Origin of the sequence: Pseudomonas sp. GD04058 (genome assembly GCF_029836855.1) — a bacterium.
Taxonomy (GTDB): domain Bacteria; phylum Pseudomonadota; class Gammaproteobacteria; order Pseudomonadales; family Pseudomonadaceae; genus Aquipseudomonas; species Aquipseudomonas bharatica.
This window is the reverse complement of the sequence record NZ_JAOECN010000020.1, coordinates 80824-103830: the sequence shown is the minus strand read 5'-3', so window position 1 is coordinate 103830 and position 23007 is coordinate 80824. Positions and strand designations below refer to the sequence as shown.

At 63.0% G+C, this 23007-nt stretch carries 25 protein-coding genes; 12 read left to right on the top strand and 13 right to left on the bottom strand.

Going from position 1 to position 23007, the window contains the following annotated elements:
* Positions 1–19: 19 nt before the first annotated feature.
* The 4 genes from N7650_RS17375 to purE form a co-directional block, all read right to left on the bottom strand.
* Complete coding sequence (locus N7650_RS17375) at positions 20–553, bottom strand: DUF3299 domain-containing protein (RefSeq protein ID WP_279899276.1); 534 nt, start codon at positions 551–553, stop codon at positions 20–22.
* A 50-nt stretch (positions 554–603) separates the two neighbouring features.
* Positions 604–849, bottom strand: a complete 246-nt coding sequence (locus tag N7650_RS17370; protein WP_009402432.1) for a GlsB/YeaQ/YmgE family stress response membrane protein — start codon at positions 847–849, stop codon at positions 604–606.
* Positions 850–935: 86 nt separating this feature from the next.
* Positions 936–2018 (bottom strand): 5-(carboxyamino)imidazole ribonucleotide synthase, encoded by a 1083-nt coding sequence (locus N7650_RS17365; protein WP_279899275.1) that lies wholly within the window; start codon positions 2016–2018, stop codon positions 936–938.
* A 10-nt stretch (positions 2019–2028) separates the two neighbouring features.
* Positions 2029–2520 carry a 5-(carboxyamino)imidazole ribonucleotide mutase gene (purE, locus tag N7650_RS17360; protein ID WP_009402441.1) on the bottom strand — a complete coding sequence of 164 codons (492 nt, stop codon included), beginning with the start codon at positions 2518–2520 and terminating at the stop codon, positions 2029–2031.
* Between the two features lie 258 nt (positions 2521–2778).
* On the opposite strand from purE, the gene N7650_RS17355 reads away from it, so the two are divergent.
* Positions 2779–3411, top strand: a complete 633-nt coding sequence (locus tag N7650_RS17355) for a hypothetical protein (RefSeq protein WP_009402442.1) — start codon at positions 2779–2781, stop codon at positions 3409–3411.
* On the opposite strand, the gene N7650_RS17350 is transcribed toward N7650_RS17355, so the two are convergent.
* Positions 3392–4321 carry a LysR substrate-binding domain-containing protein gene (locus N7650_RS17350; RefSeq protein ID WP_279899274.1) on the bottom strand — a complete coding sequence of 310 codons (930 nt, stop codon included), beginning with the start codon at positions 4319–4321 and terminating at the stop codon, positions 3392–3394. The genes N7650_RS17355 and N7650_RS17350 overlap by 20 nt on opposite strands.
* Positions 4322–4503: 182 nt before the next feature.
* Here N7650_RS17350 and aspA point away from each other — a divergent pair, with 182 nt between their 5' ends.
* The 5 genes from aspA to N7650_RS17325 all read left to right on the top strand — a co-directional run bounded on the left by aspA (position 4504) and on the right by N7650_RS17325 (position 10463).
* Positions 4504–5928: an aspartate ammonia-lyase gene (gene aspA / locus N7650_RS17345; RefSeq protein ID WP_009402447.1), complete on the top strand. Its 1425-nt coding sequence runs from the start codon at positions 4504–4506 to the stop codon at positions 5926–5928.
* Positions 5929–6088: 160 nt separating this feature from the next.
* Positions 6089–7072 (top strand): asparaginase, encoded by a 984-nt coding sequence (locus N7650_RS17340; RefSeq protein ID WP_279899273.1) that lies wholly within the window; start codon positions 6089–6091, stop codon positions 7070–7072.
* Between the two features lie 52 nt (positions 7073–7124).
* Positions 7125–8102, top strand: a complete 978-nt coding sequence (locus N7650_RS17335; RefSeq protein WP_279899272.1) for an AraC family transcriptional regulator — start codon at positions 7125–7127, stop codon at positions 8100–8102.
* Between the two features lie 214 nt (positions 8103–8316).
* Positions 8317–9363 (top strand): histone deacetylase family protein, encoded by a 1047-nt coding sequence (locus N7650_RS17330; protein WP_279899270.1) that lies wholly within the window; start codon positions 8317–8319, stop codon positions 9361–9363.
* Positions 9360–10463 carry a polyamine ABC transporter substrate-binding protein gene (locus tag N7650_RS17325; RefSeq protein WP_279899268.1) on the top strand — a complete coding sequence of 368 codons (1104 nt, stop codon included), beginning with the start codon at positions 9360–9362 and terminating at the stop codon, positions 10461–10463. The genes N7650_RS17330 and N7650_RS17325 overlap by 4 nt, the downstream gene beginning before the upstream one ends.
* 94 nt (positions 10464–10557) lie before the next feature.
* On the opposite strand, the gene N7650_RS17320 is transcribed toward N7650_RS17325, so the two are convergent.
* A complete protein-coding gene (locus N7650_RS17320) occupies positions 10558–12090 on the bottom strand; it encodes a PLP-dependent aminotransferase family protein (protein ID WP_279899267.1) in 1533 nt (510 codons plus the stop codon).
* 92 nt (positions 12091–12182) lie between these two features.
* Between N7650_RS17320 and N7650_RS17315 the strand changes: the two genes are divergently transcribed.
* The 3 genes from N7650_RS17315 to N7650_RS17305 are packed head-to-tail and all read left to right on the top strand — an operon-like array spanning position 12183 to position 13964.
* Positions 12183–12812, top strand: coding sequence for an FMN-binding negative transcriptional regulator (locus N7650_RS17315; protein ID WP_279899265.1), 630 nt, complete (start codon positions 12183–12185; stop codon positions 12810–12812).
* 13 nt (positions 12813–12825) lie between these two features.
* Positions 12826–13275: a GNAT family N-acetyltransferase gene (locus N7650_RS17310; RefSeq protein ID WP_279899264.1), complete on the top strand. Its 450-nt coding sequence runs from the start codon at positions 12826–12828 to the stop codon at positions 13273–13275.
* Between the two features lie 14 nt (positions 13276–13289).
* Positions 13290–13964: a GNAT family protein gene (locus N7650_RS17305; protein WP_009402459.1), complete on the top strand. Its 675-nt coding sequence runs from the start codon at positions 13290–13292 to the stop codon at positions 13962–13964.
* Between the two features lie 4 nt (positions 13965–13968).
* Here N7650_RS17305 and N7650_RS17300 read toward each other — a convergent pair whose 3' ends face one another.
* Positions 13969–14868 (bottom strand): homocysteine S-methyltransferase family protein, encoded by a 900-nt coding sequence (locus tag N7650_RS17300; RefSeq protein WP_064302185.1) that lies wholly within the window; start codon positions 14866–14868, stop codon positions 13969–13971.
* A gap of 105 nt (positions 14869–14973) precedes the next feature.
* On the opposite strand from N7650_RS17300, the gene N7650_RS17295 reads away from it, so the two are divergent.
* Positions 14974–15795 carry an ABC transporter substrate-binding protein gene (locus N7650_RS17295; RefSeq protein ID WP_279899262.1) on the top strand — a complete coding sequence of 274 codons (822 nt, stop codon included), beginning with the start codon at positions 14974–14976 and terminating at the stop codon, positions 15793–15795.
* Positions 15792–16613: an amino acid ABC transporter permease gene (locus N7650_RS17290; RefSeq protein WP_279899260.1), complete on the top strand. Its 822-nt coding sequence runs from the start codon at positions 15792–15794 to the stop codon at positions 16611–16613. Before N7650_RS17295 ends, N7650_RS17290 begins: the two co-directional genes overlap by 4 nt.
* A gap of 106 nt (positions 16614–16719) precedes the next feature.
* Here the strand turns inward: N7650_RS17290 and N7650_RS17285 are convergent, their stop codons facing one another.
* The 4 genes from N7650_RS17285 to N7650_RS17270 all read right to left on the bottom strand — a co-directional run bounded on the left by N7650_RS17285 (position 16720) and on the right by N7650_RS17270 (position 20558).
* Positions 16720–16998, bottom strand: coding sequence for a helix-turn-helix transcriptional regulator (locus N7650_RS17285; RefSeq protein ID WP_009402464.1), 279 nt, complete (start codon positions 16996–16998; stop codon positions 16720–16722).
* The gene (locus N7650_RS17280) at positions 16995–17126 is read right to left on the bottom strand and encodes a hypothetical protein (RefSeq protein WP_279899258.1); all 132 of its coding nucleotides are present in this window, start codon (positions 17124–17126) and stop codon (positions 16995–16997) included. Before N7650_RS17280 ends, N7650_RS17285 begins: the two co-directional genes overlap by 4 nt.
* A 197-nt stretch (positions 17127–17323) precedes the next feature.
* Complete coding sequence (oadA, locus tag N7650_RS17275; RefSeq protein WP_279899256.1) at positions 17324–19132, bottom strand: sodium-extruding oxaloacetate decarboxylase subunit alpha; 1809 nt, start codon at positions 19130–19132, stop codon at positions 17324–17326.
* Between the two features lie 10 nt (positions 19133–19142).
* Positions 19143–20558: an acetyl-CoA carboxylase biotin carboxylase subunit gene (locus N7650_RS17270; protein ID WP_279899254.1), complete on the bottom strand. Its 1416-nt coding sequence runs from the start codon at positions 20556–20558 to the stop codon at positions 19143–19145.
* 204 nt (positions 20559–20762) lie between these two features.
* Between N7650_RS17270 and N7650_RS17265 the strand changes: the two genes are divergently transcribed.
* Complete coding sequence (locus tag N7650_RS17265; protein ID WP_279899253.1) at positions 20763–21710, top strand: LysR family transcriptional regulator; 948 nt, start codon at positions 20763–20765, stop codon at positions 21708–21710.
* Here the strand turns inward: N7650_RS17265 and N7650_RS17260 are convergent.
* Together N7650_RS17260 and hexR are read right to left on the bottom strand one after the other, a co-directional pair.
* Positions 21652–21870 carry a hypothetical protein gene (locus tag N7650_RS17260; RefSeq protein WP_080604778.1) on the bottom strand — a complete coding sequence of 73 codons (219 nt, stop codon included), beginning with the start codon at positions 21868–21870 and terminating at the stop codon, positions 21652–21654. The genes N7650_RS17265 and N7650_RS17260 overlap by 59 nt on opposite strands.
* Before the next feature lie 194 nt (positions 21871–22064).
* Positions 22065–22931 carry a transcriptional regulator HexR gene (hexR, locus tag N7650_RS17255; RefSeq protein ID WP_009402472.1) on the bottom strand — a complete coding sequence of 289 codons (867 nt, stop codon included), beginning with the start codon at positions 22929–22931 and terminating at the stop codon, positions 22065–22067.
* Positions 22932–23007 lie beyond the last annotated feature (76 nt).

Below are 23007 nucleotides of genomic sequence, written 5' to 3'. Positions count from 1 at the left end.
CAATGGGCTACTGAAAGCTCTACAGGTCTGAGTCCTCCACAACCCGCACCTTCGCCGCATCCATGGCATAGGCCGCATCCGCCAGGTCATTGCTGACCTTCTCGACCTTCAAGGTCCCGCTGACCCACAGTGGCGTGTAGATATCCGCCAGCTTCACACCTTTCGGATAACGCACCAGCACCAGCTGGTTCGGCGGCGGCGGCGGCACGTGGATGCAGGCGCCCGGGTAAGGCACGAGGAAGAACAGGGTGCTGTTGCCCTTGGCATCGGCCTCCAGCGGTACCGGATAGCCACCCAAACGGATGGACTTGCCGTTCATGCCGGGCACGGTCTTGGTCGAGTACATCACCGCAGGCAGCCCCTTGCTCTGCTTCAGGCCGCCCTTGGCGGTGAAGGTGCCCTGGGCCTCGGGCGAGTTGTGGTCGATCTCGGGCATTTCTTCCAGGGCTTTCTGGTCTGACCTGGGCATCAGCTCCAGCCAGTCGGTTTCAGGCAGTTCGGCCCGGGCAAGGGTGCTGCACAACAGCAATGGGATCAGGAAAAGCGCGCGCATGAAAAAGCTCGGCAACCGTAGGAAAAGTTGCCGAGCATTCTATCCCGCAATCAGTTTCTTTTGATCAGGCCGTAGATCACCAGCAGGATGATCGCGCCCACCACCGCGCCGATGAAACCGGCCGCCTCACCCGCCTGGTAGATGCCCAGGGCCTGGCCACCGTAGGTCGCCGCGAGCGAGCCGCCGATGCCGAGCAGAATGGTCATGATCCAGCCCATGCTGTCATCGCCGGGCTTGAGGAAGCGCGCGACGAGTCCGACGATCAGGCCGATGAAGATGGTTCCGATGATTCCCATGGCAATCCCTCTGAGTGAGTCCACCACCAAAAGCCTAGTCAGCGCTTCGGTGTCCTGCCATCAGAGGGCTGCCGGGCGGGAGAGGTTCAACCCGTGATCAGGGCTTCGACCTGCTGGATCTTCTGCTCCAGCGTGGTCATGTCGGCGCAGCGCAGGGTGGCATGACCGACCTTGCGCCCGGCCTTGAAGGCCTTGCCGTAGTGATGCAGGTGGCAATCGTCGATGGCGACGACCTTGTCCACCGCCGGCACTTCACCGATGAAGTTCAGCATGGCGCTTTCGCCGACCTTGGCGGTCGAGCCCAGCGGCAGGCCGGCCACGGCGCGCAGGTGGTTCTCGAACTGGCTGCACTCGGCACCTTCGATGGTCCAGTGCCCGGAGTTGTGCACCCGCGGAGCGATCTCGTTGGCCTTCAGGCCGCCATCGACCTCGAAGAACTCGAAGGCCAGCACGCCGACGTAGTCCAGCTTCTCCAGCACACGCCCTGCGTAGTCCTCGGCCAGCGCCTGCAGCGGGTGTTCGCTGCTGGCGATCGACAGGCGCAGGATGCCGCTCTCGTGGGTGTTGTGCACCAGCGGGTAGAAGCGGGTTTCACCATCGCGGGCACGCACGGCGACCAGCGAGACTTCACCGGTGAACGGCACGAAGCCTTCCAGCAGGCACGGCACGCTGCCCAGCTCGGCGAAGGTGTTGACCACATCGGCGGCGCTGCGCAGGACCTTCTGGCCCTTGCCGTCGTAGCCCAGGGTGCGGGTTTTCAGCACGGCCGGCAGGCCGATGCTGGCCACGGCGGCGTCCAGGTCGGCTTGCGACTGGATATCGGCGAAGGCCGGGGTCGGGATGCCCAGGTCCTTGAACATGCTCTTTTCGAACCAGCGGTCACGGGCGATGCGCAGGGCTTCGGCACTCGGGTAGACCGGGACGAACTGCGAGAGGAAGGCGACCGTTTCCGCCGGCACGCTTTCGAACTCGAAGGTCACCAGATCGACTTCATCGGCCAGCTGGCGCAGGTGGTCCTGGTCGCCGTAGTCGGCACGCAGGTGCTCGCCCAGCGGCGCGGCGCAGGCGTCCGGCGCGGGGTCGAGGAAGGCGAAGTTCATGCCCAGCGGAGTGCCCGCCAGGGCCAGCATGCGGCCGAGCTGGCCGCCACCGATTACACCGATCTTCATGGCAGCGACCTCAGGCCTGGCGCGGGTCTGGATTGTCCAGAACGCTGTCTGTCTGTTCTGCGCGGAACTGCTTCAGCACAGTGTGGAATTGCGGATGCTTGGCACCGAGGATGCTCGCCGAGAGCAATGCCGCGTTGATCGCACCGGCCTTGCCGATCGCCAGGGTGGCAACCGGGATGCCGGCGGGCATCTGCACGATGGACAGCAGCGAGTCGACACCGGACAGCATCGACGACTGCACCGGCACGCCCAGCACCGGCAGGTGGGTCTTGGCCGCGCACATGCCCGGCAGGTGTGCAGCGCCACCGGCTCCGGCGATGATCACCTCGATCCCGCGACCTTCCGCCTCTTCGGCGTACTGGAACAGCAAGTCCGGGGTGCGGTGGGCGGAAACCACCTTCACTTCGTAGGGAATGCCGAGTTTTTCCAGCATATCGGCGGTGTGGCTAAGGGTGGACCAATCGGACTTGGAGCCCATGATCACGCCAACCAGTGCACTCATCGTCGAGTCTCTCCTGCAAGCGTCTTGTGACGCGCCAAAAGCAACGAGCCACGCGGGAAGACCGGCGTGGCTCGTCATACGGATTCTGAATCGACCGGGTCGGCCGAAGGCGCGGGATTATAGCGCAGTCGGGGCAAAGCCGCCCAGCCCCGTTGGTAAGGTCGGGCGATGGCCCGCTGAGAGACTTCCAGATGCTCGGGCACCAGCCTTGGGGACTACTGTCGAGGCGCACTACCCCCAAACGCCAAGGATGTCCTTATGCGCAAACGAATACGTACCACCCTGCCCCTGGCCTTCGCCGCCCTGTACCACGCCGCCTTCGTCAATGCCGACAGCGCGTTGACCGTCTGGGTGTTTCCCCATGATGAACTGGTGGACATTTCCAACGAACAGCTCCGGCTGGACTATTTCGCACCCTGGCTGGCAGAGATGCGCGAAATCACCGATCTGCCCGTGCAAATCCGTTTTCAGCGCAACGTTCCCGGCCTGACCGACCTCGACTATCACGCCGACGATCCCTCCCAGTCCCTCGCGGCCTGGTCCGATGCCGCCTGGACATGGCGCCGGCAACAGAACGCGGCAGGCGGCGTCCTGCACAACAAGTACCTGCTGCTGACCCGCCTGCCGCTGGATCCCGGCAACGAAACCCTGGGCCTGGCCCACCAGACCGGCCACGCCGCGATCGCTTCGATACACTCCTACGCCACCCCTGGCCACGAGCTGGGCCATACGCTCAGCGCCACCCACGAGGCGGCCGAAGTCAATTTCAACGGTTGGTTCTGCGAAACCTACATGTTCCCAACCCGTCTGAACGTGCGCTCCAACTGCTACCGCTATTCCGAGGAAAACCGCGCCAACATCGCCCGCTACCTCAGGCGTTCGGGGAACTGACCGGTGCCTGCTCCTGCAAGCCCGACTCCAGCTTGCGCCAAAGTAACCGCACGTTGGCCTTGCGCACCAAGGCACATCGATAGAGGCGGATCTCCAGTGGCACATGCCACTGGGGACCGCCGCAGATCACCAGCTCACCTCGCTCCAGCTCGGCTCGTGCCGACAAGCGCGGGACCCAGGCGATCCCCAGGCCTTCCAGGGCCATGCTCTTCAGGCTATCGGCCATGGCCGTCTCGTAGACCGTGGTGAAACGCAGGTTGCGCTGGCGCAGCAGCAGGTTCACCGAGCGGCCGAGGAACGCGCCGGCACTGTACGCCAGCAACGGCACGCTGCCCTCGCCTTCAAGATCGAACAAGGGCTTGCCGTCGGGCCCGGCGGCGCACACCGGCAACATCTCGGTGTGGCCCATATGCAGGGACGGGAAGATCTCCGCGTCCATCTGCAGCGCCGCATCCGGATCGTAGAACGCCAGCATCAGGTCGCAGCCGCCTTCGCGCAGGGCATGCACGGCATCGCCGACGTTGGTGGCGACCAGGCGCGTGGCGATATTCAGCCCGTCGTTGCGCAACTGGGCGATCCAGCGCGGGAAGAAACCCAGGGCCAGGGAATGCGCGGCAGCCACCTGGATGACCTCACCCTGCCCCCCTTCAAGATGATGCAAATGGCGGAGAACTTCGCTCAACTGGTCGACAACGGTACGTGCCGTAACGAGGAACAACTGCCCAGCGGCGGTGAGCTCTATGGGCGTGCGCGAGCGGTTGACCAGGGTCAGCCCGAGCGCCGCCTCAAGGCTGCGGATCCGCCGGCTGAACGCCGGCTGGGTGACGAAACGGCGCTCGGCGGCCTGGGAAAAGCTGCGGGTAGCGGCCAGCGCACTGAAGTCTTCCAGCCATTTGCTTTCAAGGTTCATGAAACTCTCTCCGAAAGCATGCACCAAAATGGAACACGCTCGATCTCGACAAAACGTCACATGGGGCGTTATGCCGTTTGTGCATAGGTTAGCGTGCAACAGCATTGGCCGCAAAAGGGGGCTCGCCCCTAGGATTAGCGCCATTCCGGCATGTGCCGGGTTAATTCGAGATGATATCCATCATGTCCGCTGCTGCATCGTTCCGCATTGAAAAAGACCTGCTTGGCACCCTGGAAGTCCCTGCCGACGCCTACTACGGCATCCAGACCCTGCGCGCTGCCAACAACTTCCATCTGTCCGGTGTTCCGCTGTCGCACTACCCGAAGCTGGTCGTGGCCCTGGCCATGGTCAAGCAGGCCGCTGCCGACGCCAACCGTGAGCTGGGTCACCTGAGCGATGCCAAGCACGCCGCCATCAGCGAGGCCTGCGCCCGTCTGATCCGTGGCGACTTCCACGAGCAGTTCGTGGTGGACATGATCCAGGGCGGTGCTGGCACTTCGACCAACATGAACGCCAACGAAGTGATCGCCAACATCGCGCTGGAGGTCATGGGCCACCAGAAGGGCGAGTACAAGTACCTGCATCCGAACAACGACGTGAACATGGCGCAGTCGACCAACGACGCCTACCCGACCGCGATCCGCCTGGGTCTGCTGCTCGGTCACGATGCCCTGCTGGCCAGCCTCGACAGCCTGATCCAGGCCTTCGCGGCCAAGGGTGAAGAGTTCAACCACGTACTGAAGATGGGCCGTACCCAGTTGCAGGACGCGGTACCTATGACCCTGGGCCAGGAATTCCGTGCCTTCGCCACTACGCTGACCGAAGACCTGAACCGCCTGCGCACCCTGGCGCCGGAAGTGCTGACCGAAGTGAACCTGGGCGGTACCGCCATCGGTACCGGCATCAACGCCGACCCGGGCTACCAGGCCCTGGCCGTACAGCGCCTGGCCACCATCAGCGGCCAGCCGCTGGTTCCGGCTGCCGACCTGATCGAAGCCACCTCGGACATGGGCGCCTTCGTCCTGTTCTCCGGCATGTTGAAGCGCACCGCGGTCAAGCTGTCGAAGATCTGCAACGACCTGCGCCTGCTGTCCAGCGGCCCGCGTACCGGCATCAACGAGATCAACCTGCCGGCGCGCCAGCCAGGCAGCTCGATCATGCCAGGCAAGGTCAACCCGGTTATCCCGGAAGCGGTGAACCAGGTGGCCTTCGCCATCATGGGCAACGACCTGGCCCTGACCGTCGCTGCCGAAGGCGGCCAACTGCAGCTGAACGTCATGGAACCGCTGATCGCCTACAAGATCTTCGACTCCATCCGCCTGCTGCAGCGCGCCATGGACATGCTGCGCGAGCACTGCATCGTCGGCATCACCGCCAACGAACAGCGCTGCCGCGAACTGGTCGAACACTCGATCGGCCTGGTCACCGCCCTGAACCCGTACATCGGCTATGAAAACGCCACCCGTATCGCCCGCGTCGCCCTGGAAACCGGCCGCGGCGTGCTGGAACTGGTGCGCGAGGAACAGCTGCTGGACGAAGCGATGCTCAACGACATCCTGCGTCCGGAAAACATGATCGCTCCGCGTCTGGTTCCGCTGAAGGCGTAACCCCACGCACCAACCGTCTCACCAGGTCGAGGGACTAGACACCTCTCACCTTTGAGGGCCCAGGGCTTACACCCCGGGCCCTTTTTTTATGCCTGACAGAAACGCCCCGGATGTCGTAACGTGCCCGGCTACGAACAAGACCGACCATGGAGAATGGCGCATGAATCCGGCGTCCCCCCGTCCCGCCCGCAGCATCATGGTGCTGTACACCGGTGGCACCATCGGCATGCAGGCCAGTGCCGACGGCCTGGCCCCCGCATCCGGTTTCGAGCAGCGCATGCGTGAGGAGTTATCCACAAGGACGGACCTGGCGCCCTGGCGTTTCCGGGAAATGGCGCCACTGATCGACAGCGCCAACATGACGCCTCATTACTGGCTGCGCCTGCGCGATGCCGTCATCGATGCCGTGGATGGCGGCTGCGATGCCGTATTGGTCCTGCACGGCACCGATACCCTGGCCTACAGCGCGGCGGCCATGAGCTTCCAGCTGCTCGGGCTGGAAACGCCGGTCCTGTTCACCGGCTCGATGCTGCCGGCCGGTGTGCAGTACAGCGATGCCTGGGAAAACCTCACCGGCGCCCTGCAAGCCCTGACCGATGGACAGCCGGCCGGCGTGCAACTGTTCTTCCATGGCGAGTTGCTGCCACCCCAGCGCACCACCAAAGTGCGCAGCTATGGGCGAAACCCGTTCGTGGCGCTCAAGCGCAATGGCCTGATCACTACCGCTTCCACCTTGCCCGCCGCATTGAGCTACCGCCAGCCACGGCAGCCTGTGGATATCGCCGTGCTTCCCTTGGTCCCGGGGATTTCCGCGGATCTGCTGCGGGCAGTTATCCACAGCGGCGCCCAAGGCCTGATTGTGGAATGCTACGGCAGCGGTACGGGGCCAAGCGACGACCAGGACTTTATCCACGCTCTCGAACAGGCCCATTCCCGTGAACTCGTGGTGGTGGCGATCAGCCAATGCCATGAAGGTGGTGTCGAGTTGGATATCTATGCGGCCGGCAGCCGCCTGCGCCAGGCCGGCGTGCTATCGGGTGGCGGGCTCACCCGCGAAGCGGCTTTCGGCAAGCTGCAATGGTTGCTGGGCAGCGGCCTGCCGTTCGAGGAAGTGCGCCGCCTGATGGAACTGGACCTGGTGTAAAGGCATGCAAATTGCTCGTTTTGCGCACAGTCCACCAGCCCGGTAACCGAGCATGCTGCACTCCCACCTGACCACGCTGCACGCGGTATCCCTGGTCGTGCAGACCTTCCGCGACGAAGCCCTGCTCCAGGGCAGCGGTATCAGCACCGCCGACCTTGGCCGTGCCGACTCGCGCATCACCACGCGCCAGGAAATGCAGGTGTGCGCCAATGCGGTGGCCCGGCGCCGGGATATCGGCCTGGAACTCGGGCGGCGCATGCATGTTTCGTCCTACGGCATGCTCGGTTATGCCCTGCTGTCCAGTGCCACTTTGGGTGACGCTTTGCGCCTGGCGCTGCGCTACCCCGCGCTGCTGGGAACACTTTTCCGCCTGCGCCTGGTCGAGGAAGGCGAACGCGTCTGGTTCAGCGCCAGCGATTACCGCGAGGAGCCGGAACTGGCGGCGTTCAATGCAGAGTTCTGCCTGGTTTCGCTGAAGGTGATCTGCGATGACCTGCTGGGCAAGCCCCTGCCGCTGCTCGCCGCACGTTTCGCCCATGGTGAGCCGGACTATCGCCAGCAGTACGGGGAAACCTTCACTTGCCCGCTGCACTTCGATGCCGTGGACAACGCCTTCGCATTCGATCGCAACTGGCTTGAGCAGCCATTGCCGCTGGCAGACCAGGTAACCCACGGAACCATGAGCGAGCGTTGCCGGCAGCTGAACCTGGAATTCACCGGACGCCAGGCCTGGCTCGGGCGGATCCGCCAGTTGCTCGCCGATCAGCTGGGCGCACCCCCGGGGCTGGAGGGCCTGGCGCGACAGATGAACTGCTCGTCGCGCACCTTGCGCCGCCACCTCGGCGAGATGGGCAGCAGCTACCAGCAACTGCTGGACGAGCTACGCTTCGAACGGGCCAAGCATTTGCTCGGTGAAGGGCAGATGCCGATCTACCGGATCGCCGAGGTGCTGGGTTTCAGTGAAACAGCGAGTTTCCGGCATGCGTTCATGCGCTGGAGCGGGGTCGCCCCCAGCCATTTCAGGGCCTGAACCAGCCTCATCGCTGGCAACGCCAGCTCCCACAGATCCGGTGTATGCAGTACCTGTGGGAGCTGGCTTGCCAGCGATTGGGAGCACCACCGAATCAAGCCTGGCCACCAGGCCTTGGCCATATCGATCCCCTTTTGGCCACTTCCACCGTTCAGCCTCACCGCTTTGCACCGCACCATCCGGGAATCAACGCCAGTGCTCCGGAGAACAACAAATGCTGACGATCTATTCCGATGACCACCGCCTGCACCACGGCCGCTGCGAGCTGATCGACGGGCAACTCATGCCCTGCTTCGAAATGCCGTCGCGCGCCGACCACGTCCTTGAGCGGGTCAAGGCACGCAACCTTGGTCCCATCAGCGGCCCGACCGATTTCGGCCGCGCCCCGCTGCAACGGGTGCACAGCGCCGATTACCTGAATTTCTTCGAGGGCGCCTGGGCGCGCTGGGCCGAACTGGAGCGCGACGGCGACCTGCTGCCGTTCACCTGGCCGGCCCGTACCCTGCGCTCGGTCAAACCCACCAGCCTGCTGGGCGAACTCGGCTACTACAGCTTCGATGCCGGCGCACCGATCACCGCTGGCACCTGGCAGGCAGCCTACAGCGCAGCGCAGGTCGCCCTGACCGGCCAGGCCGCGATCCAGGCCGGTGCCCATAGCGCCTTCGCCCTTTGCCGTCCGCCAGGGCACCACGCCGCCAGCGACGTGATGGGCGGCTATTGCTACCTGAACAACGCCGCGATTGCCGCCCAGGCCTTCCTCGACCAGGGCCACCAGCGCGTGGCGATCCTCGATGTCGACTACCACCATGGCAACGGCACCCAGGAAATCTTCTATACGCGCAGCGACGTGTTCTTCGCCTCGATCCACGGCGATCCGCAGGCGGAATTCCCGTTCTTCCTCGGCTATGCCGACGAACACGGCGAAGGCGATGGCGAGGGCTACAACGTCAACTACCCGCTGCCCGCCGGCAGCGACTGGGCCACCTGGAGCGCCGCCCTCGACCAGGCCTGTGCGCGGATCGATGCCTACGCCCCGGACGTGGTGATCGTGTCCCTCGGCGTCGACACCTTCAAGGACGACCCGATCTCCCAGTTCAAGCTCGACAGCCCCGACTACCTGGCCATGGGCGAGCGTATCGCGCGCCTGGGCAAGCCGACCCTGTTCGTGATGGAAGGCGGCTACGCGGTGGAAGAAATCGGCATCAATGCCGTAAACGTTCTCGAAGGTTTCGAACGCAGTCAACAGGAAGCCCAAGCATGACCCGACTCAAGCGCCTGCTCGCCCCCCTGCTGTGTACCTCCCTGCTCGCCGGCAGCCTCCAGGCTGTCGCCGAACCGCGTACCTTGCGGGTCTACAACTGGTTCGACTACATCACGCCGCAGACCCTGACCGACTTCCAGAAGGACGGCCAGATCAAGCTGGTGTACGACATCTTCGACACCAACGAGGCCCTGGAAGCCAAGCTGCTAACCGGCAACTCCGGGTATGACGTGGTGGTGCCGTCCAACGTGTTCCTGGCCAAGCAGATCGAAGCCGGGGTATTCCAGCCGCTGGATCGCAGCAAGCTGCCGAACTGGCAGCACCTGGATCCGGCCTTGATGAAGCTGATCGAAGCCAACGACCCGGGCAACAAGTTCGCCGTGCCCTACATGTATGGCACCGTGCTGATCGGCTTCAACCCGGCCAAGGTCAAGGCCGCGCTGGGCGACAACGCACCGGTGGACAGCTGGGACCTGATCTTCAAGGAAGAGAACATCGCCAAGCTCAAGCAATGCGGCGTGGCGCTGCTCGATTCGCCGTCGGAAATCATGCCGCTGGCCTTGCAGTACCTGGGCCTGTCGCCGAACAGCAGCAAGCCCGAGGACTACAAGAAAGCCGAAGCGCTGATGCTGAAGATCCGCCCGTACATCACCTACTTCCACTCCTCCAAGTACATGGCCGACATCGCCAACGGCGATATCTGCGTGGCGGTGGGCTATTCGGGCAGCTTCTCGCAGGCGGCCAACCGCGCGATCGAGGCGAAGAACGGCGTGGTGGTGGATATGCGCCTGCCGAAGGAAGGCGCACCGATCTGGTTCGACATGCTGGCGATTCCGAAGGGCGCGGCCAATCCCGAGGATGCACATGCGTTCATCAACTACCTGTTGCAACCGAAGGTGATTGCGCCGATCAGTGATTTCGTCGGGTATCCGAACCCGAACAAGGACGCGACGGAGCTGGTGGCGCCGGCGATCCGCAACAACCCGAACCTGTACCCGACGGCAGAGGCAATGACCAGGCTGTACACGTTGCAGCCTTTGGCCAGGGATGCGGAACGGGCTCGGACCCGGGCCTGGACCAAGATCAAGGCCGGGACCTAGATCTCCTGTGTTGCTCCCACAGTGTCCGCGGGCGCCGCTGGACCTGTGGGAGCTGGCTTGCCAGCGATAGGGCCCTGAAGAACACCAAAGATCTTCACCCCCTCCACACCTTCCTAAGCTTGCCCAAAGCCTCGGCAATCCCGCTCTCCCCAACAGCCGCAAACCCCAGCACCAGCCCCGCAGTCTTATCCACAGCCCCCGGCAACCAGTAATCCCCCAACCCATTCAGCTCCACCCCTGCCTCCAGCGCCTTTTCCACCAGCCAGCGCTCCCGTTCCGGGGTATCCACATCCACCTTCACATGCAGCCCAGCAACCATTTCCGGCAATGCGCCGACACCGGGGATATCCACAGGCCAGCCCGCGATCAGCGCATTGCGGCGGCTCAAGGCCGCCCGACGCATGCGCCGGATATGCCGCTGGAAATGCCCCTGGGCCATGAACTGCGCCATCACCGCCTGCGTACCTGCCTCCGAATGGCGCACCATCAGCGCCCTGGCGCGGGAGAACGGTTCCACCAGTTGCTTCGGCAACACCAGGTAGCCCAGGCGCAACGCCGGGAACGCCACCTTGCTGAAGGTGCCGACATACAGGACCCGCCCGCTGCGATCGAGTGCCGCTAGCGGCGCCAAAGGCGCGCCGCTGTAGCGATACTCGCCGTCGTAGTCGTCCTCGACGATCCAGCCATCGCTGCGCTCGGCCCAGGCAAGCAACTCCAGGCGCCGGGCCAGGCTCATCACCACCCCGGTGGGGTACTGGTGCGACGGCGTGACATACGCCATCCGGCAGTTCTGCAACGCTGCCAGTGCGGTGCAATCCAGTCCCTCGCTATCCACCGCAACACCGTGCACCGTCGCCCCCGTCAATCCGAAGGCACATCCGGCAGCCCGATACCCCGGGTTTTCCACAGCTACGCCTACTCCAGGCTCCAACAGCAACTGTGCACAAAGGCTAATCGCCTGCTGCGCTCCGGTGGTGATCACAATTTGTTCAGGCGTGCAGGAAAGCCCCCGCGAACGCCGCAGGTAGGCGGCGATGAGTTCCCGAAGCAGCGGTTCCCCCGCCGGATCGCCGTAACCGAGCGATTGCGCTTGCGGATTTCGCCAGAAACCCGCCTGCAGCTTGGCCCAGACCTCGAACGGGAATAGATCGAACGCCGGTACGCCGACGCGAAATGCCCGGGGCGGACCGCTTCTTGGCGTAGGCAGATGGTGGGTTTCAAGGCGAAAAATCGGAGCAGTGTGGATAACTTTACTGGATGAATCGCCAGTGTTTTCCAGAAGAAATGTGGATAACCCTGTTGATAAACCCCGGGATAACCCTGTGGACACTTTTGTGGATACTTTCGTGGACAGCTTCGGCAGCTGACTGACGTAGGTTCCATCACCAACCCGGCTTTCGATGAAGCCCTCGGCGTAGAGCTGGTCGTAGGCGCGAACCACGCTGTTGCGCGACAAACCGAGGATCGCCGCCATGTCACGGCTCGCCGGCAAGCGCGTGCCACTGCCGAGGCGTCCGTCCAGCACCCGTGCGCGTAGGGCCTGGTAAAGCTGGCGGGTCAGACCCTGGCGGCGGTCGAGGACAATGCCCGAGGGATCGAAAGGCAGGGAAACGGACGGCTCGTTCATGGCGATTGGACCCAGAAAACTGACCTGAAATGGCTCTTACACTGAACCAATAGCCTGCCTAGGATGAAGCCATTCGCCAAGGAAAATTCTTCATGTACACACCCAGCGCGTTCAGAGACGACGATCTGCAAAGCCTGCACGCCCATATCGGCAACACCCGCCTGGCCGTATTGATTACCCACGGGGAACAGGGCCTGCAGGCCACTCACGTGCCGCTGCTGCTGGATCCGCAGTCGGGGGCGAAAGGCACGCTCTATGGCCATATGGCCCGCGGCAACAAGCAGTGGCGTGACCTGGAAAGCGGTGCCGAGGTGCTGCTGGTATTCCCGGGCGCCGATGCCTATGTCAGCCCCGGCTTCTACCCGAGCAAGGCGCAGGACCCGCGCACCGTACCAACCTGGAACTACGTCGCCGTGCACGCCTGGGGCATACCGGAAGTTATCCACGATGCAGAACCATTGCTGGAGATCGTCCGCCGCCTCAGCGACCGCCACGAGCAGGGCCGTGAGCGTCCCTGGTCGGTGGACGACGCCCCTGCCGACTACCTGGACGGCATGCTCAAGGCCATTGTCGGGTTCGCCATCCCTATCGAACGCCTGCAATGCAACCGCAAACTGAGCCAGAACCGCTCGGCCATCGATCGCGAAGGCGTGCGCAGCGGCCTGGCCGCCAGCACCGATCCGCTGGACAACCACCTCGCTGCCCTGATGCAGCAACCCTGAAGGAACGTGTCACATGCCAACCGTACAGATCCTCCCGGTCAGCGCCGCCAGCCATGAGGCCTGGTACCCGCTGTGGCAAGCCTACCTGCGCTTCTACCAAACCGCCCTGCCCGACACGGTCAGCGCCGTGACCTGGCAGCGCTTCCTCGACCCGTCCGAGCCGACCAACGCCGCCCTGGCCTGGGTCGATGGCGAGGCGGTGGGCATGGTCCACTGGATCTACCATCGTTCCAACTGGGCCGTGGAAAACTCCTGCTACCTGCAGGACCTGTACGTAGAGAGCACGCAGCGCGGCCTGGGTATCGGTCGCCAGTTGATCGAGCACGTCTACGCCCAGGCCGCCGAAGCAGGCTGCGCCAAGGTCCACTGGCTGACACACGAAACCAATGCAACCGCGATTTCCCTGTACGAGCAGGTCGCCGAACGCCCTGGCTTCATCCAGTTCCGCAAGCAGATTCCGTAAGCCGAGGTGCATCGATGAGCAACAATCTGAACTGGCATCCGGCCAGGGAGCCACAGGCCGAGCCGTTGACCGGCCGCTTTATCCGTCTGGAAAAACTCGATCCGCGCCAGCATGGCGATGATCTCTGGGAGGTGCTGCAAGGTCGCGAGTCCGACGGCAAGCTGTGGGACTACCTGCCTTATGGTCCTTTCACCGAACGTGCGCCGTTCGATCAATGGCTGGAAGGCAATGCCGCCAGTCGCGATCCACTGTTCTACAGCGTGATCGACCTGGCCAGCGGGCAGGTGCAGGGCATTCTCAGCCTGATGTCCATCGTGCCGGCCCAGGGCCGTATCGAGGTCGGGCACATTGCCTTCGGCGCGGCGATGCAGCGCACGCCCAAGGGCACCGAGGCGGTGTACCTGTTGAGCAAGCTCTCGTTCGAGCTGGGCAATCGCCGCCTGGAATGGAAATGCAACAACGCCAACGCCCGCTCCAAGCGCGCGGCGGAGCGTTTCGGCTTCACCTACGAGGGGGTGTTCCGCAAGCATATGGTGGTCAAGGACCAGAACCGCGATACGGCCTGGTACTCGATCACCGATGACGAATGGCCGGCGATTGCCGCCGCCTATGAACGCTGGCTGAGCGCCGACAACCAGCGCCCCGAGGGTCAGCTCAGGACGTTGGAAGCCTGTCGCGCCGAAGCCTAGCGGCTTACTTCAGCTGCTTGGCCAGGAGCTCGATGTGCTCCGGGCCGATACCACAGCAACCACCCAGCAGACTGGCGCCACGTTGGCGCCAGTTCTGCGTCCAGTGCAGGTAGCCCGGTGGGTCGAGATCTTCGCGAAGCTCGTCGAGGCCATCGTTGGCAGTGGCATCCTTCGGCTGCGGCGGGAAGGCATTGGCATAGGCGCCAACGGAGATATCCACAGCCAGGCGCTTGAAGGTCGCCAGGGCCGCATCGATGGCATCGCCGATCACTTCCGGTTGGCTGCAGTTGAACAGCAAGGTCTGCACGCCCAGCGCCGCCACGGCTTCGGCCGCTTCGCTGACCGGCTCGCCGGAACGCAGGCGCGGTACGTTATCCACATCCTCGTCCTGCAGGGTGAACGAAACCCAGAACGGCTTGCCATCCTGCGGCAGGCCGGCACGGATCGCCTGGACCTCGGCAATGGCGCTCTGGGTTTCCGCCAGCCATAGGTCGACGTGCTCGGACAGGCCTTCGACCAGCGGAGTCAGGACTTCGCCAACCCGCTCGGGCTGGTAAAGATCCGGGCGATAGGAACCGAACAGCGGCGGCAGCGAGCCGGCGACACGAACCTTCTGCGGTCCGGCATCAGCCGCCGCGCGGGCCAGTTGCCCGGCGGTACTGGCCAGGGCGCGGCCCTCGTTCTTGAACCGCTCTTCACCAATATGGAAAGGCACCACCGCGTAGCTGTTGCTGGTGATCACCTGCGCACCGGCATCGATATACGCCCGATGCACCGCCACCACCGCCTCCGGCGCCTCGCTCAATGCGAGCGCCGACCACTCCGGCTGGCGGAACGGCGCACCGCGGCGCGCCAGTTCCCGGCCCATGCCGCCATCAAGAATGACCAACGACTTTTCGCCCATATAACACTCGCTTCTATAAATATAAATAAAACGTATTAGTGCCCACCTACTTATAACTATTTAATACTTGATACGTTTTGTCTTACAACTTTTCCGGTGATTCCCATGCAACTTTTCTCTCTGTTGGGCGCGGGCCTGCTGGCCTTGACCGCTGCCACCCAAGCCTTCGCCGGTGCCACCCTGGACCGTGTGGAATCCCGCAAGGAACTGGTCAATGTGCTGATGGAAAGTTATCCACCGTTTTCCTTCCTCAACGAACAGAACCAGCTGGATGGCTTCGACGTGGACGTGGCCAAGGCCGTGGCCGAGAAGCTGGGCGTGAAACTGCGTCTGGAAACCCCATCGTGGGACGTTATCGCCGCCGGCCGTTGGAGCGGTCGCTATGACATCTGCGTTTGCTCCATGACCCCGAGCAAGGCGCGCGCCGAGGTGTTCGATTTCCCGGTCGAATACTACGCCTCGCCAGCGGTGATCGTGGTCAACGCCAAGGACGAGCGCATCCACTCGGCCAAGGACCTGAACGGCCTCAAGGTCGGCCTGACCAGCGCCTCCAGCTACGAAAGCTATCTGAACAAGAACCTGGTGATCGAAGGCGCCGAGGACCAGAAGATCAACTACCCCTTCGATGCGGTACAGATCGCCCCGTACGACACCGACAACGTAGCCTTCCAGGACCTGGGCCTCGGCGCGGGCGTGCGCCTGGATGCCATCCTTACCAACCTGGTCACCGCCCAGCCGCGCCTGAACGAAGACAAGCGCTTCAAGCTGGCCGGTGCGCCGCTGTATGAAGAGCCGAACTCGGTCGCCATCGAGAAAGGCGACGCCGAATGGAACGCCAAGGTTCGCGAAGTCTTCGCCCAGCTCAAGGCCGACGGCACCCTGGCCAGGCTGTCGAACAAATGGATCGGCGCCGACATCAGCAAATGAGTGCCCACGAACCCTCGCCCAAGCCCGCCGCCTCGCGCGCGGGCCTGCCGCTACCGGGCTTCCGGACGCGGCTGTACCTGACCTGGCTGGTCCTGCTGCTGGTGTTCGTAGGTTTCTTCCTGAGTTTTGATCTGAAGTTTTCGATCATCGTCGAGAAGTTTCCAAATCTGGCGGGCTTCAAGCTAGGGCCGAACGGCTTCCTCCAAGGGGCGGCGCTGACACTGTTCCTCTGCCTGTGCTCGATGGTCTGCTCGGTAGCGCTGGGCTTCGCCGCTGCACTGGCGCGCCTGTCGAGCAGCGCGGTGCTGCTGGGCGTAGCGAGCTTCTACACCTCGTTCTTCCGCGGGACGCCGCTGCTGATCCAGATCCTGCTGATCTACCTCGGTCTGCCGCAGATCGGCCTGGTACCGGGCGCGATCAGTGCCGGGATCATCGCTTTATCGTTGAACTACGGCGCCTACCTCAGTGAAATCTTCCGCGCCGGCATCCTCGGCGTTGCTGCGGGCCAGCGCCAGGCCGCACTGGCGCTGGGCATGAAGCCGGCGACCATCTTCTGGCACATCACCCTGCCCCAAGCGATGCGCACCATCATTCCGCCGGGCGCCAACCAGTTCATCTCGATGCTCAAGGATTCGTCACTGATTTCGGTGATGGGTGTGTGGGAAGTGATGTTCCTGGCGCAGTCGTATGGACGCTCGAGCTATCGGTACCTGGAGATGCTGACCACCGCAGCGTTGATCTACTGGTTGCTGTCGGTGGCGCTGGAGCTGTTGCAGGCGCGGCTGGAGGGACATTTCGGCAAAGGCTTCGAGCGGTAACCGCGGCGCCTCGATCGCTGGCAAGCCAGCTCCCACAGGGACCGCGCCGCTCTCGAGAGTACTGCAAAAACTTGTGGGAGCTGGCTTGCCAGCGATGATCTAAAGATCACCTCAATCTATCAGGCCGCCGCAGCACCCCCATCTGCAACCCGAACGGCCGGAACACCGCATTCAGCGAGTTGAGCGTCGGATTCCCCTCCCCCTGCTCGATCTGGATCAGGGTCCGCACGGAAATCTTGCACATCCGCGCGAACTGGGTCTGCTGCAGCTTCGCCACCTCCACCCGCAACTTGCGCACCGCCTGGCCCAGTTCCAACGAGCCATCGGCAATCCCCTGCAGTACGCCTTCGATCAGTAAAGCGCGAATCTCGATCGAAACCGTCATAGACGGCCAGCCGAGGTGTAACCGTACTGGCATGAGCCGAGGAAGCCTTTCTCGGGCTCGGCAAAGTTCAAGGCCATGGCGTCCTGCCATTTGCCTTGGGCGTGAAGCTGTAGGGTCAAGGTGTACATGGGGGCTCTATCAGCGTGAACGGTCTTATCTGCAATATAGTGCAATTCACGCAAGCAGCCTGGCATTTATCTGTATTAAAGTGCAGAAATACAAGAAATTTGGCTGCAAATCTGTATTTAAATGCAGATCATCAGAATAAAAAAAGGGGAGCAATCCGCTCCCCGATGAGGTTAACCGTTTACCGCCGAAGGCTGTCTCAGCCTTCGATCTCGATGAGGATTTCGCCCGGGTTGACGCGGTCGCCCTTGGTGATGTGGATGGCGGCAACCTTGCCGGCGATCGGCGATTGCACTTCGGTTTCCATCTTCATCGCTTCGGTGATCAGTACTGCCTGACCGGCCTTGACCACGTCGCCTTCCTTGACCAACACATCGACGATGTTGCCCGGCATGGAGGTGCTGATATGGCCCGGTTCGCTGGCCTGCTTGCGCTTGCTGCCGCCACCGCCGACGAATTCGTTGAGCGGTTCGAACACCACTTCTTCCGGCATGCCGTCGATGGACAGGTAGAAGTGACGCTTGCCTTCGGCCTTGACGCCGACACCGGTGATGTCGACGCGGTAGGTTTCGCCGTGGACGTCGATGACGAACTCGGTCGGCACACCTTCGCCGCTGGCCGAGGCCACCGCGCCAGCTTCCGGAATCGGCAGCAGCACTTCCGGAGTCAGGGTGCCGGCTTCGCGTTCTTCGAGGAACTTGCGTCCGATATCCGGGAACATGGCGAAGGTCAGCACGTCTTCTTCGGAGTGCGCGAGGTTGCCGATATCGGCACGCAGCTTGGCCATTTCCGGCTTGAGCAGGTCGGCCGGACGTACGTCGATGACCTCTTCGCTACCGATGGCCTGGCGCCGCAGTTGTTCGTTGACCACACCCGGAGCCTTGCCGTAGCCGCCTTGCAGGTACAGCTTCACCTCATTGGTGATGGTCTTGTAGCGTTCGCCGGCCAGCACGTTGAAGAACGCCTGGGTGCCGACGATCTGCGAAGTCGGGGTAACCAGCGGCGGGAAACCAAGGTCTTCGCGAACCCGTGGGATCTCGGCCAGCACTTCGTTCATGCGATTGAGTGCGCCCTGCTCCTTGAGCTGGTTGGCGAGGTTGGAAATCATGCCGCCCGGCACCTGGTTGACCTGTACGCGGGTGTCGACCGAAGTGAATTCGCTTTCGAACTGGTGGTACTTCTTGCGCACGGCGTAAAAGTACAGGCCGATTTCCTGCAGCAGTTCCAGGTCCAGGCCGGTATCGAACTCGCTGCCCTTGAGCGCCGCGACCATGGATTCGGTACCCGGGTGGCTGGTACCCCAGGCGAAGCTGGAGATGGCGGTGTCGATGTGGTCCGCGCCGTTCTCCACCGCCTTGAGCTGGCACATGGCGGCCAGGCCGGCAGTGTCATGGGAATGGATGAACACCGGCAGCGATTGCTCGGCCTTCAGCGCCTTGACCAGCTCGCCGGTGGCGAACGGGGTCAGCAGGCCGGCCATGTCCTTGATCGCGACCGAGTCGCAACCCATGGCTTCCATCTGCTTGGCCTGGGCGACGAAAGCGTCGATGGTGTGAACCGGGCTGGTGGTGTAGGCAATGGTGCCCTGGGCGTGCTTGCCGGCAGCCTTCACCGCTTCGATGGCGACGCGCAGGTTACGCACGTCGTTCATGGCGTCGAAGATGCGGAACACGTCGATGCCGTTGACTGCGGCCTTGGCCACGAAAGCCTTGACCACGTCATCGCTGTAGTGGCGGTAGCCCAGCAGGTTTTGACCACGCAGAAGCATCTGCAGGCGAGTGTTGGGCAGCGCGGCGCGCAGCTTGCGCAGGCGCTCCCACGGGTCTTCCTTGAGGAAGCGCACGCAGGCGTCGAAGGTCGCGCCACCCCAGACTTCCAGCGACCAGTAGCCAACCTTGTCGAGCTTGTCGCAGATCGGCAGCATGTCTTCGGTGCGCATGCGGGTGGCCAGCAGGGACTGGTGGGCGTCGCGCAGGATCGTGTCGGTTACGAAGATTTTCTTGGACATTATGGGTTCCTCACAGGCCTGCATGCGCGGCGATGGCGGCGGCGATGGCGAGCGCCAGCTCTTCGGGTTTGCGCTTGATCGAGTAATTGGTCAGTTCCGGATGGCTTTCCACGAAGCTGGTGTTGAACTGGCCACTGCGGAATTCCGGATTGCGCAGGATTTCCTGGTAGTACGCGGCGGTGGTCTTGACCCCTTGCACGCGCATGTCGTCCAGGGCACGCAAGCCGCGGTCCATGGCTTCTTCCCAGGTCAGCGCCCAGACCACCAGTTTCAGGCACATGGAGTCGTAGAACGGCGGAATGGTGTAGCCGGTGTAGATCGCCGTGTCGGTCCGCACGCCGGGGCCGCCGGGAGCGTAGTAACGGGTGATCTTGCCGAAGCTCGGCAGGAAGTTGTTCTTCGGGTCTTCGGCGTTGATGCGGAACTGCAGGGCGAAGCCACGGTGCTGGATATCTTCCTGCTTGACCGACAGCGGCAGGCCCGAGGCGATGCGGATCTGTTCGCGAACGATGTCGATGCCGGTGATTTCCTCGGTGATGGTGTGCTCCACCTGCACCCGGGTGTTCATTTCCATGAAGTACACCTCGCCCTCGGCGAGCAGGAACTCCACGGTACCGGCGTTCTCATAGCCGACCGCCTTGGCCGCACGCACCGCCAGGTCGCCGATGTAGGCGCGCTGCTCCGGGGTGAGCTGCGGGCTCGGGGCGATCTCGATCAGCTTCTGGTTGCGGCGCTGGATCGAGCAATCACGCTCGAACAGGTGCACCACGTTGCCGAAGCTGTCGCCAATGATCTGGGCTTCGATGTGCTTGGGGTTGACGATGCATTTTTCCAGGAAGACTTCCGCCGAACCGAAGGCCTTGGTGGCTTCGGAGATCACCCGCGGGAAGGCCTGTTCCAGCTCCTCGCGGCTGTTGCAGCGACGGATACCGCGGCCGCCACCGCCGGACGTGGCCTTGAGCATCACCGGGTAACCGATGCGGTCGCCTTCGCTCAGGGCCTCGTGGATGTCGGCTACGTTGCCTTCGGTGCCCGGGGTCACCGGGACGCCGGCCTTGATCATGCTGCGGCGGGCTTCGGTCTTGTCGCCCATGCGGCGAATGACTTCCGCTGCCGGGCCGATGAACTTGATCCCGCGTTCGGCACAGATATCCGCCAATTCCGCGTTTTCCGAGAGGAAACCGTAGCCGGGGTGCAGGGCGTCGCAACCGGTTTCCACCGCCAGGTTCACCAGCTTGCGCGGGTTCAGGTAGCCGGCCAGGGGCTCGGCACCGATGCTGTGGGCCTCGTCGGCGCGCTTGACGTGCAGGGCGTGCCGGTCGGCGTCGGAATAGATCGCTACCGAGCGGATGCCCATCTCGGCGCAGGCCCGCACGATCCGAACTGCGATTTCACCCCGGTTGGCGATCAGGATTTTTTTTATCACTGGAGTCTTCCCAAAGCCGCTGGACAATCGACCCGAATTGGCGGGTCGGCGCGTGACCAGAATCACCTGGCCAGTCGTGCAATCACCCTAGCGCCGTGTGTGAATAAACAAAAATCAATAATTATTAGAGGCTCCATTAACAATTGCTTATAGTGCGGTAACAAGGTTTTTCACAGGGCTGGGGATAACGTGCGTAAGTCATTGATGCGTATGACATTGCGTCAACTGCAGATCTTCAATGAAGTGTGTGATTTGCGGTCATATAGCCGCGCTGCGGAAGAGATGGCGCTGACGCAACCCGCCGTTAGTCTACAGATTCGCCAGTTGGAAGAATTGGTCGGCCAACCCTTGTTCGAGTATGTCGGCAAGAAGCTGTACCTCACCGAAGCCGCCGAAGCCTTGCAACGCGCCAGCCGTGACATCTTCGGCCGCCTGGAAAGCCTCGACATGCAGCTGTCGGACATGCAGGGCTCGCTCCAGGGCCAGTTGAAGCTGGCCGTGGAATCCAGCGCCAAGTACTTCGTGCCGCACCTGTTCGCGGCGTTCAAGCGGCTGCACCCGGAAGTCAACCTGACCCTGACCGTGGTCAACCGTGCCCAGGCAATCCGCCGGCTCTCCGACAACCGCGACGACCTGATCATCATGTCCATGGTCCCCCAGGACATGGGCCTGGAGTTCCTGCCGTTCCTCAACAACCCCATCGTTGCCGTCGCCCCGCCGGATCATCCGCTGTGCAAGCTGGACAGCCTGCGCCTGCAGGACCTGGAGCCGCATACCTTGCTGGTCCGCGAGCAGGGCTCGGGTACGCGCAAGGCTTGTGAAGAGTATTTCAAGGAGAAGCGCGTGCACTTCACCCAGACCCTGGAGGTGGCCTCGGCCGACGCCCAGCGCGAGTGCGTGATTGCCGGCCTGGGAATCGCCTTGCTGACCCGTCACGCGCTCAATCTGGAACTGGCTACCGGGGTGTTGCGCGAGCTGCCGGTGGAAGAGCTGCCGCTGTATCGCAGTTGGTGCGTGGTGCAATCCAAGGCCAAGCGGCAATCGCCGGTGGCCCTGGCCTTTCTTGCGTTCATCCGCAGCGAACGTGCGCAGATCAGCGGCCTTGTTGAGCGCTTCTCCGGTGTTCTGCCGCCGACACCTGCCATACGTTGAAGCGTTGCAGATCGCCGAAATCGGTGATGTCCTGAAGCAGGCGACGCTGCTCGGACCAGCTTTCGATCGCGCGGCGGAACTCCATGCGACGCTGATCCTTTTCCTGCTGCTTGCGGGATTTGGCGCTGGGTTGATACGAGCCATCGAAGTCACGAGCCATTTCATATCTCCCTGATCGAGTGCGTACGGGAGTTTCAAAATGAATCGTGAAGTTGACGATTTGACGGCGGGAGGGTGACAGGGGTGTTAAGGGTGATGAACCGCTGATGGCCTCATCGCTGGCAAGCCAGCTCCCACAGGTGTGGGAGCTGGCTTGCCAGCGATGAGGCCCTTAAGAACGACACAGAACGACGATCAGTCTTCCATGTTCTTCAATGACTTCGGCGAAAGCCGCAGGCTGCGCAGGCTGCGCTTCACACTCTTCAGGTGATTGACCAGGCTCGGCCCCCGGGCCATGGCCACGCCCATCGCCAGCACGTCGATCACCACCAGGTGGGCGATGCGCGAGGTCAGCGGCGTGTAGATTTCGGTGTCCTCATGCACATCGATGGCCAGGTTGACCGTCGACAGCTCGGCCAGCGGGGTCTGGCTCGGACACAGGGTGATCAGGTTGGCGCCGCTTTCCCGCACGATATTGGCGGTGATGAGCAGGTCTTTGGAGCGGCCGGACTGGGAAATGCACACCGCGACATCGCCCGGTTTCAGGGTCACCGCCGACATCGCCTGCATGTGCGGGTCGGAATAGGCCGCCGCGCTGAGCAGCAGGCGGAAGAACTTGTGCTGGGCATCCGCGGCCACCGCACCCGACGCACCGAAGCCATAGAATTCGACACGCTGGGCCTGGGCCATGGCCGTCACCGCGCGTTGCAGGGCCACCGGATCGAGGTGCTCGCGCACTTCCATCAGCGTATGCAGGGTGGTGTCGAAGATCTTCAGGCTGTAGTCGGCGACCGAGTCGTCCTCATGAATCGCGAACTGGCCGAAACTGGCGCCGGCGGCCAGGCTTTGCGCCAGCTTGAGCTTGAGGTCCTGGAAGCCGGTGCAGCCGATCGCCCGGCAGAAGCGCACGATGGTCGGCTCGCTGATGCCGACGCTGTGGGCCAGGTCAGCCATGGAGCTATGCATGACCGCCGCAGGGTCAAGCAATACGTGGTCGGCAACCTTGAGTTCCGACTTGCGTAGCAGATGCCGCGACTGGGCGATGTGTTGCAACAGATTCAATGGCGGGACTCGGTTATGATCGGCTGGCCGGTTGTAGCAATCTTGTAGTTATACTACATGACTGGCGAACCGCCCA

What these genes read in the sequence shown, in the direction of transcription:
- N7650_RS17350 (WP_279899274.1), bottom strand. Translation starts at nt 4,321, where the DNA reads ATGAACCTTGAAAGCAAATGGCTGGAAGACTTCAGTGCGCTGGCCGCT.
- N7650_RS17320 (WP_279899267.1), bottom strand. Translation starts at nt 12,090, where the DNA reads ATGAACGAGCCGTCCGTTTCCCTGCCTTTCGATCCCTCGGGCATTGTC.
- N7650_RS17290 (WP_279899260.1), top strand. Translation starts at nt 15,792, where the DNA reads ATGAGTGCCCACGAACCCTCGCCCAAGCCCGCCGCCTCGCGCGCGGGC.
- N7650_RS17315 (WP_279899265.1), top strand. Translation starts at nt 12,183, where the DNA reads ATGTACACACCCAGCGCGTTCAGAGACGACGATCTGCAAAGCCTGCAC.
- N7650_RS17310 (WP_279899264.1), top strand. Translation starts at nt 12,826, where the DNA reads ATGCCAACCGTACAGATCCTCCCGGTCAGCGCCGCCAGCCATGAGGCC.
- N7650_RS17375 (WP_279899276.1), bottom strand. Translation starts at nt 553, where the DNA reads ATGCGCGCGCTTTTCCTGATCCCATTGCTGTTGTGCAGCACCCTTGCC.
- aspA (WP_009402447.1), top strand. Translation starts at nt 4,504, where the DNA reads ATGTCCGCTGCTGCATCGTTCCGCATTGAAAAAGACCTGCTTGGCACC.
- N7650_RS17355 (WP_009402442.1), top strand. Translation starts at nt 2,779, where the DNA reads ATGCGCAAACGAATACGTACCACCCTGCCCCTGGCCTTCGCCGCCCTG.
- N7650_RS17305 (WP_009402459.1), top strand. Translation starts at nt 13,290, where the DNA reads ATGAGCAACAATCTGAACTGGCATCCGGCCAGGGAGCCACAGGCCGAG.
- N7650_RS17370 (WP_009402432.1), bottom strand. Translation starts at nt 849, where the DNA reads ATGGGAATCATCGGAACCATCTTCATCGGCCTGATCGTCGGACTCGTC.
- oadA (WP_279899256.1), bottom strand. Translation starts at nt 19,132, where the DNA reads ATGTCCAAGAAAATCTTCGTAACCGACACGATCCTGCGCGACGCCCAC.
- N7650_RS17330 (WP_279899270.1), top strand. Translation starts at nt 8,317, where the DNA reads ATGCTGACGATCTATTCCGATGACCACCGCCTGCACCACGGCCGCTGC.
- N7650_RS17365 (WP_279899275.1), bottom strand. Translation starts at nt 2,018, where the DNA reads ATGAAGATCGGTGTAATCGGTGGCGGCCAGCTCGGCCGCATGCTGGCC.
- N7650_RS17340 (WP_279899273.1), top strand. Translation starts at nt 6,089, where the DNA reads ATGAATCCGGCGTCCCCCCGTCCCGCCCGCAGCATCATGGTGCTGTAC.
- N7650_RS17265 (WP_279899253.1), top strand. Translation starts at nt 20,763, where the DNA reads ATGCGTATGACATTGCGTCAACTGCAGATCTTCAATGAAGTGTGTGAT.
- N7650_RS17325 (WP_279899268.1), top strand. Translation starts at nt 9,360, where the DNA reads ATGACCCGACTCAAGCGCCTGCTCGCCCCCCTGCTGTGTACCTCCCTG.
- N7650_RS17295 (WP_279899262.1), top strand. Translation starts at nt 14,974, where the DNA reads ATGCAACTTTTCTCTCTGTTGGGCGCGGGCCTGCTGGCCTTGACCGCT.
- N7650_RS17335 (WP_279899272.1), top strand. Translation starts at nt 7,125, where the DNA reads ATGCTGCACTCCCACCTGACCACGCTGCACGCGGTATCCCTGGTCGTG.
- N7650_RS17285 (WP_009402464.1), bottom strand. Translation starts at nt 16,998, where the DNA reads ATGACGGTTTCGATCGAGATTCGCGCTTTACTGATCGAAGGCGTACTG.
- N7650_RS17280 (WP_279899258.1), bottom strand. Translation starts at nt 17,126, where the DNA reads ATGTACACCTTGACCCTACAGCTTCACGCCCAAGGCAAATGGCAGGAC.
- N7650_RS17260 (WP_080604778.1), bottom strand. Translation starts at nt 21,870, where the DNA reads ATGGCTCGTGACTTCGATGGCTCGTATCAACCCAGCGCCAAATCCCGC.
- N7650_RS17300 (WP_064302185.1), bottom strand. Translation starts at nt 14,868, where the DNA reads ATGGGCGAAAAGTCGTTGGTCATTCTTGATGGCGGCATGGGCCGGGAA.
- purE (WP_009402441.1), bottom strand. Translation starts at nt 2,520, where the DNA reads ATGAGTGCACTGGTTGGCGTGATCATGGGCTCCAAGTCCGATTGGTCC.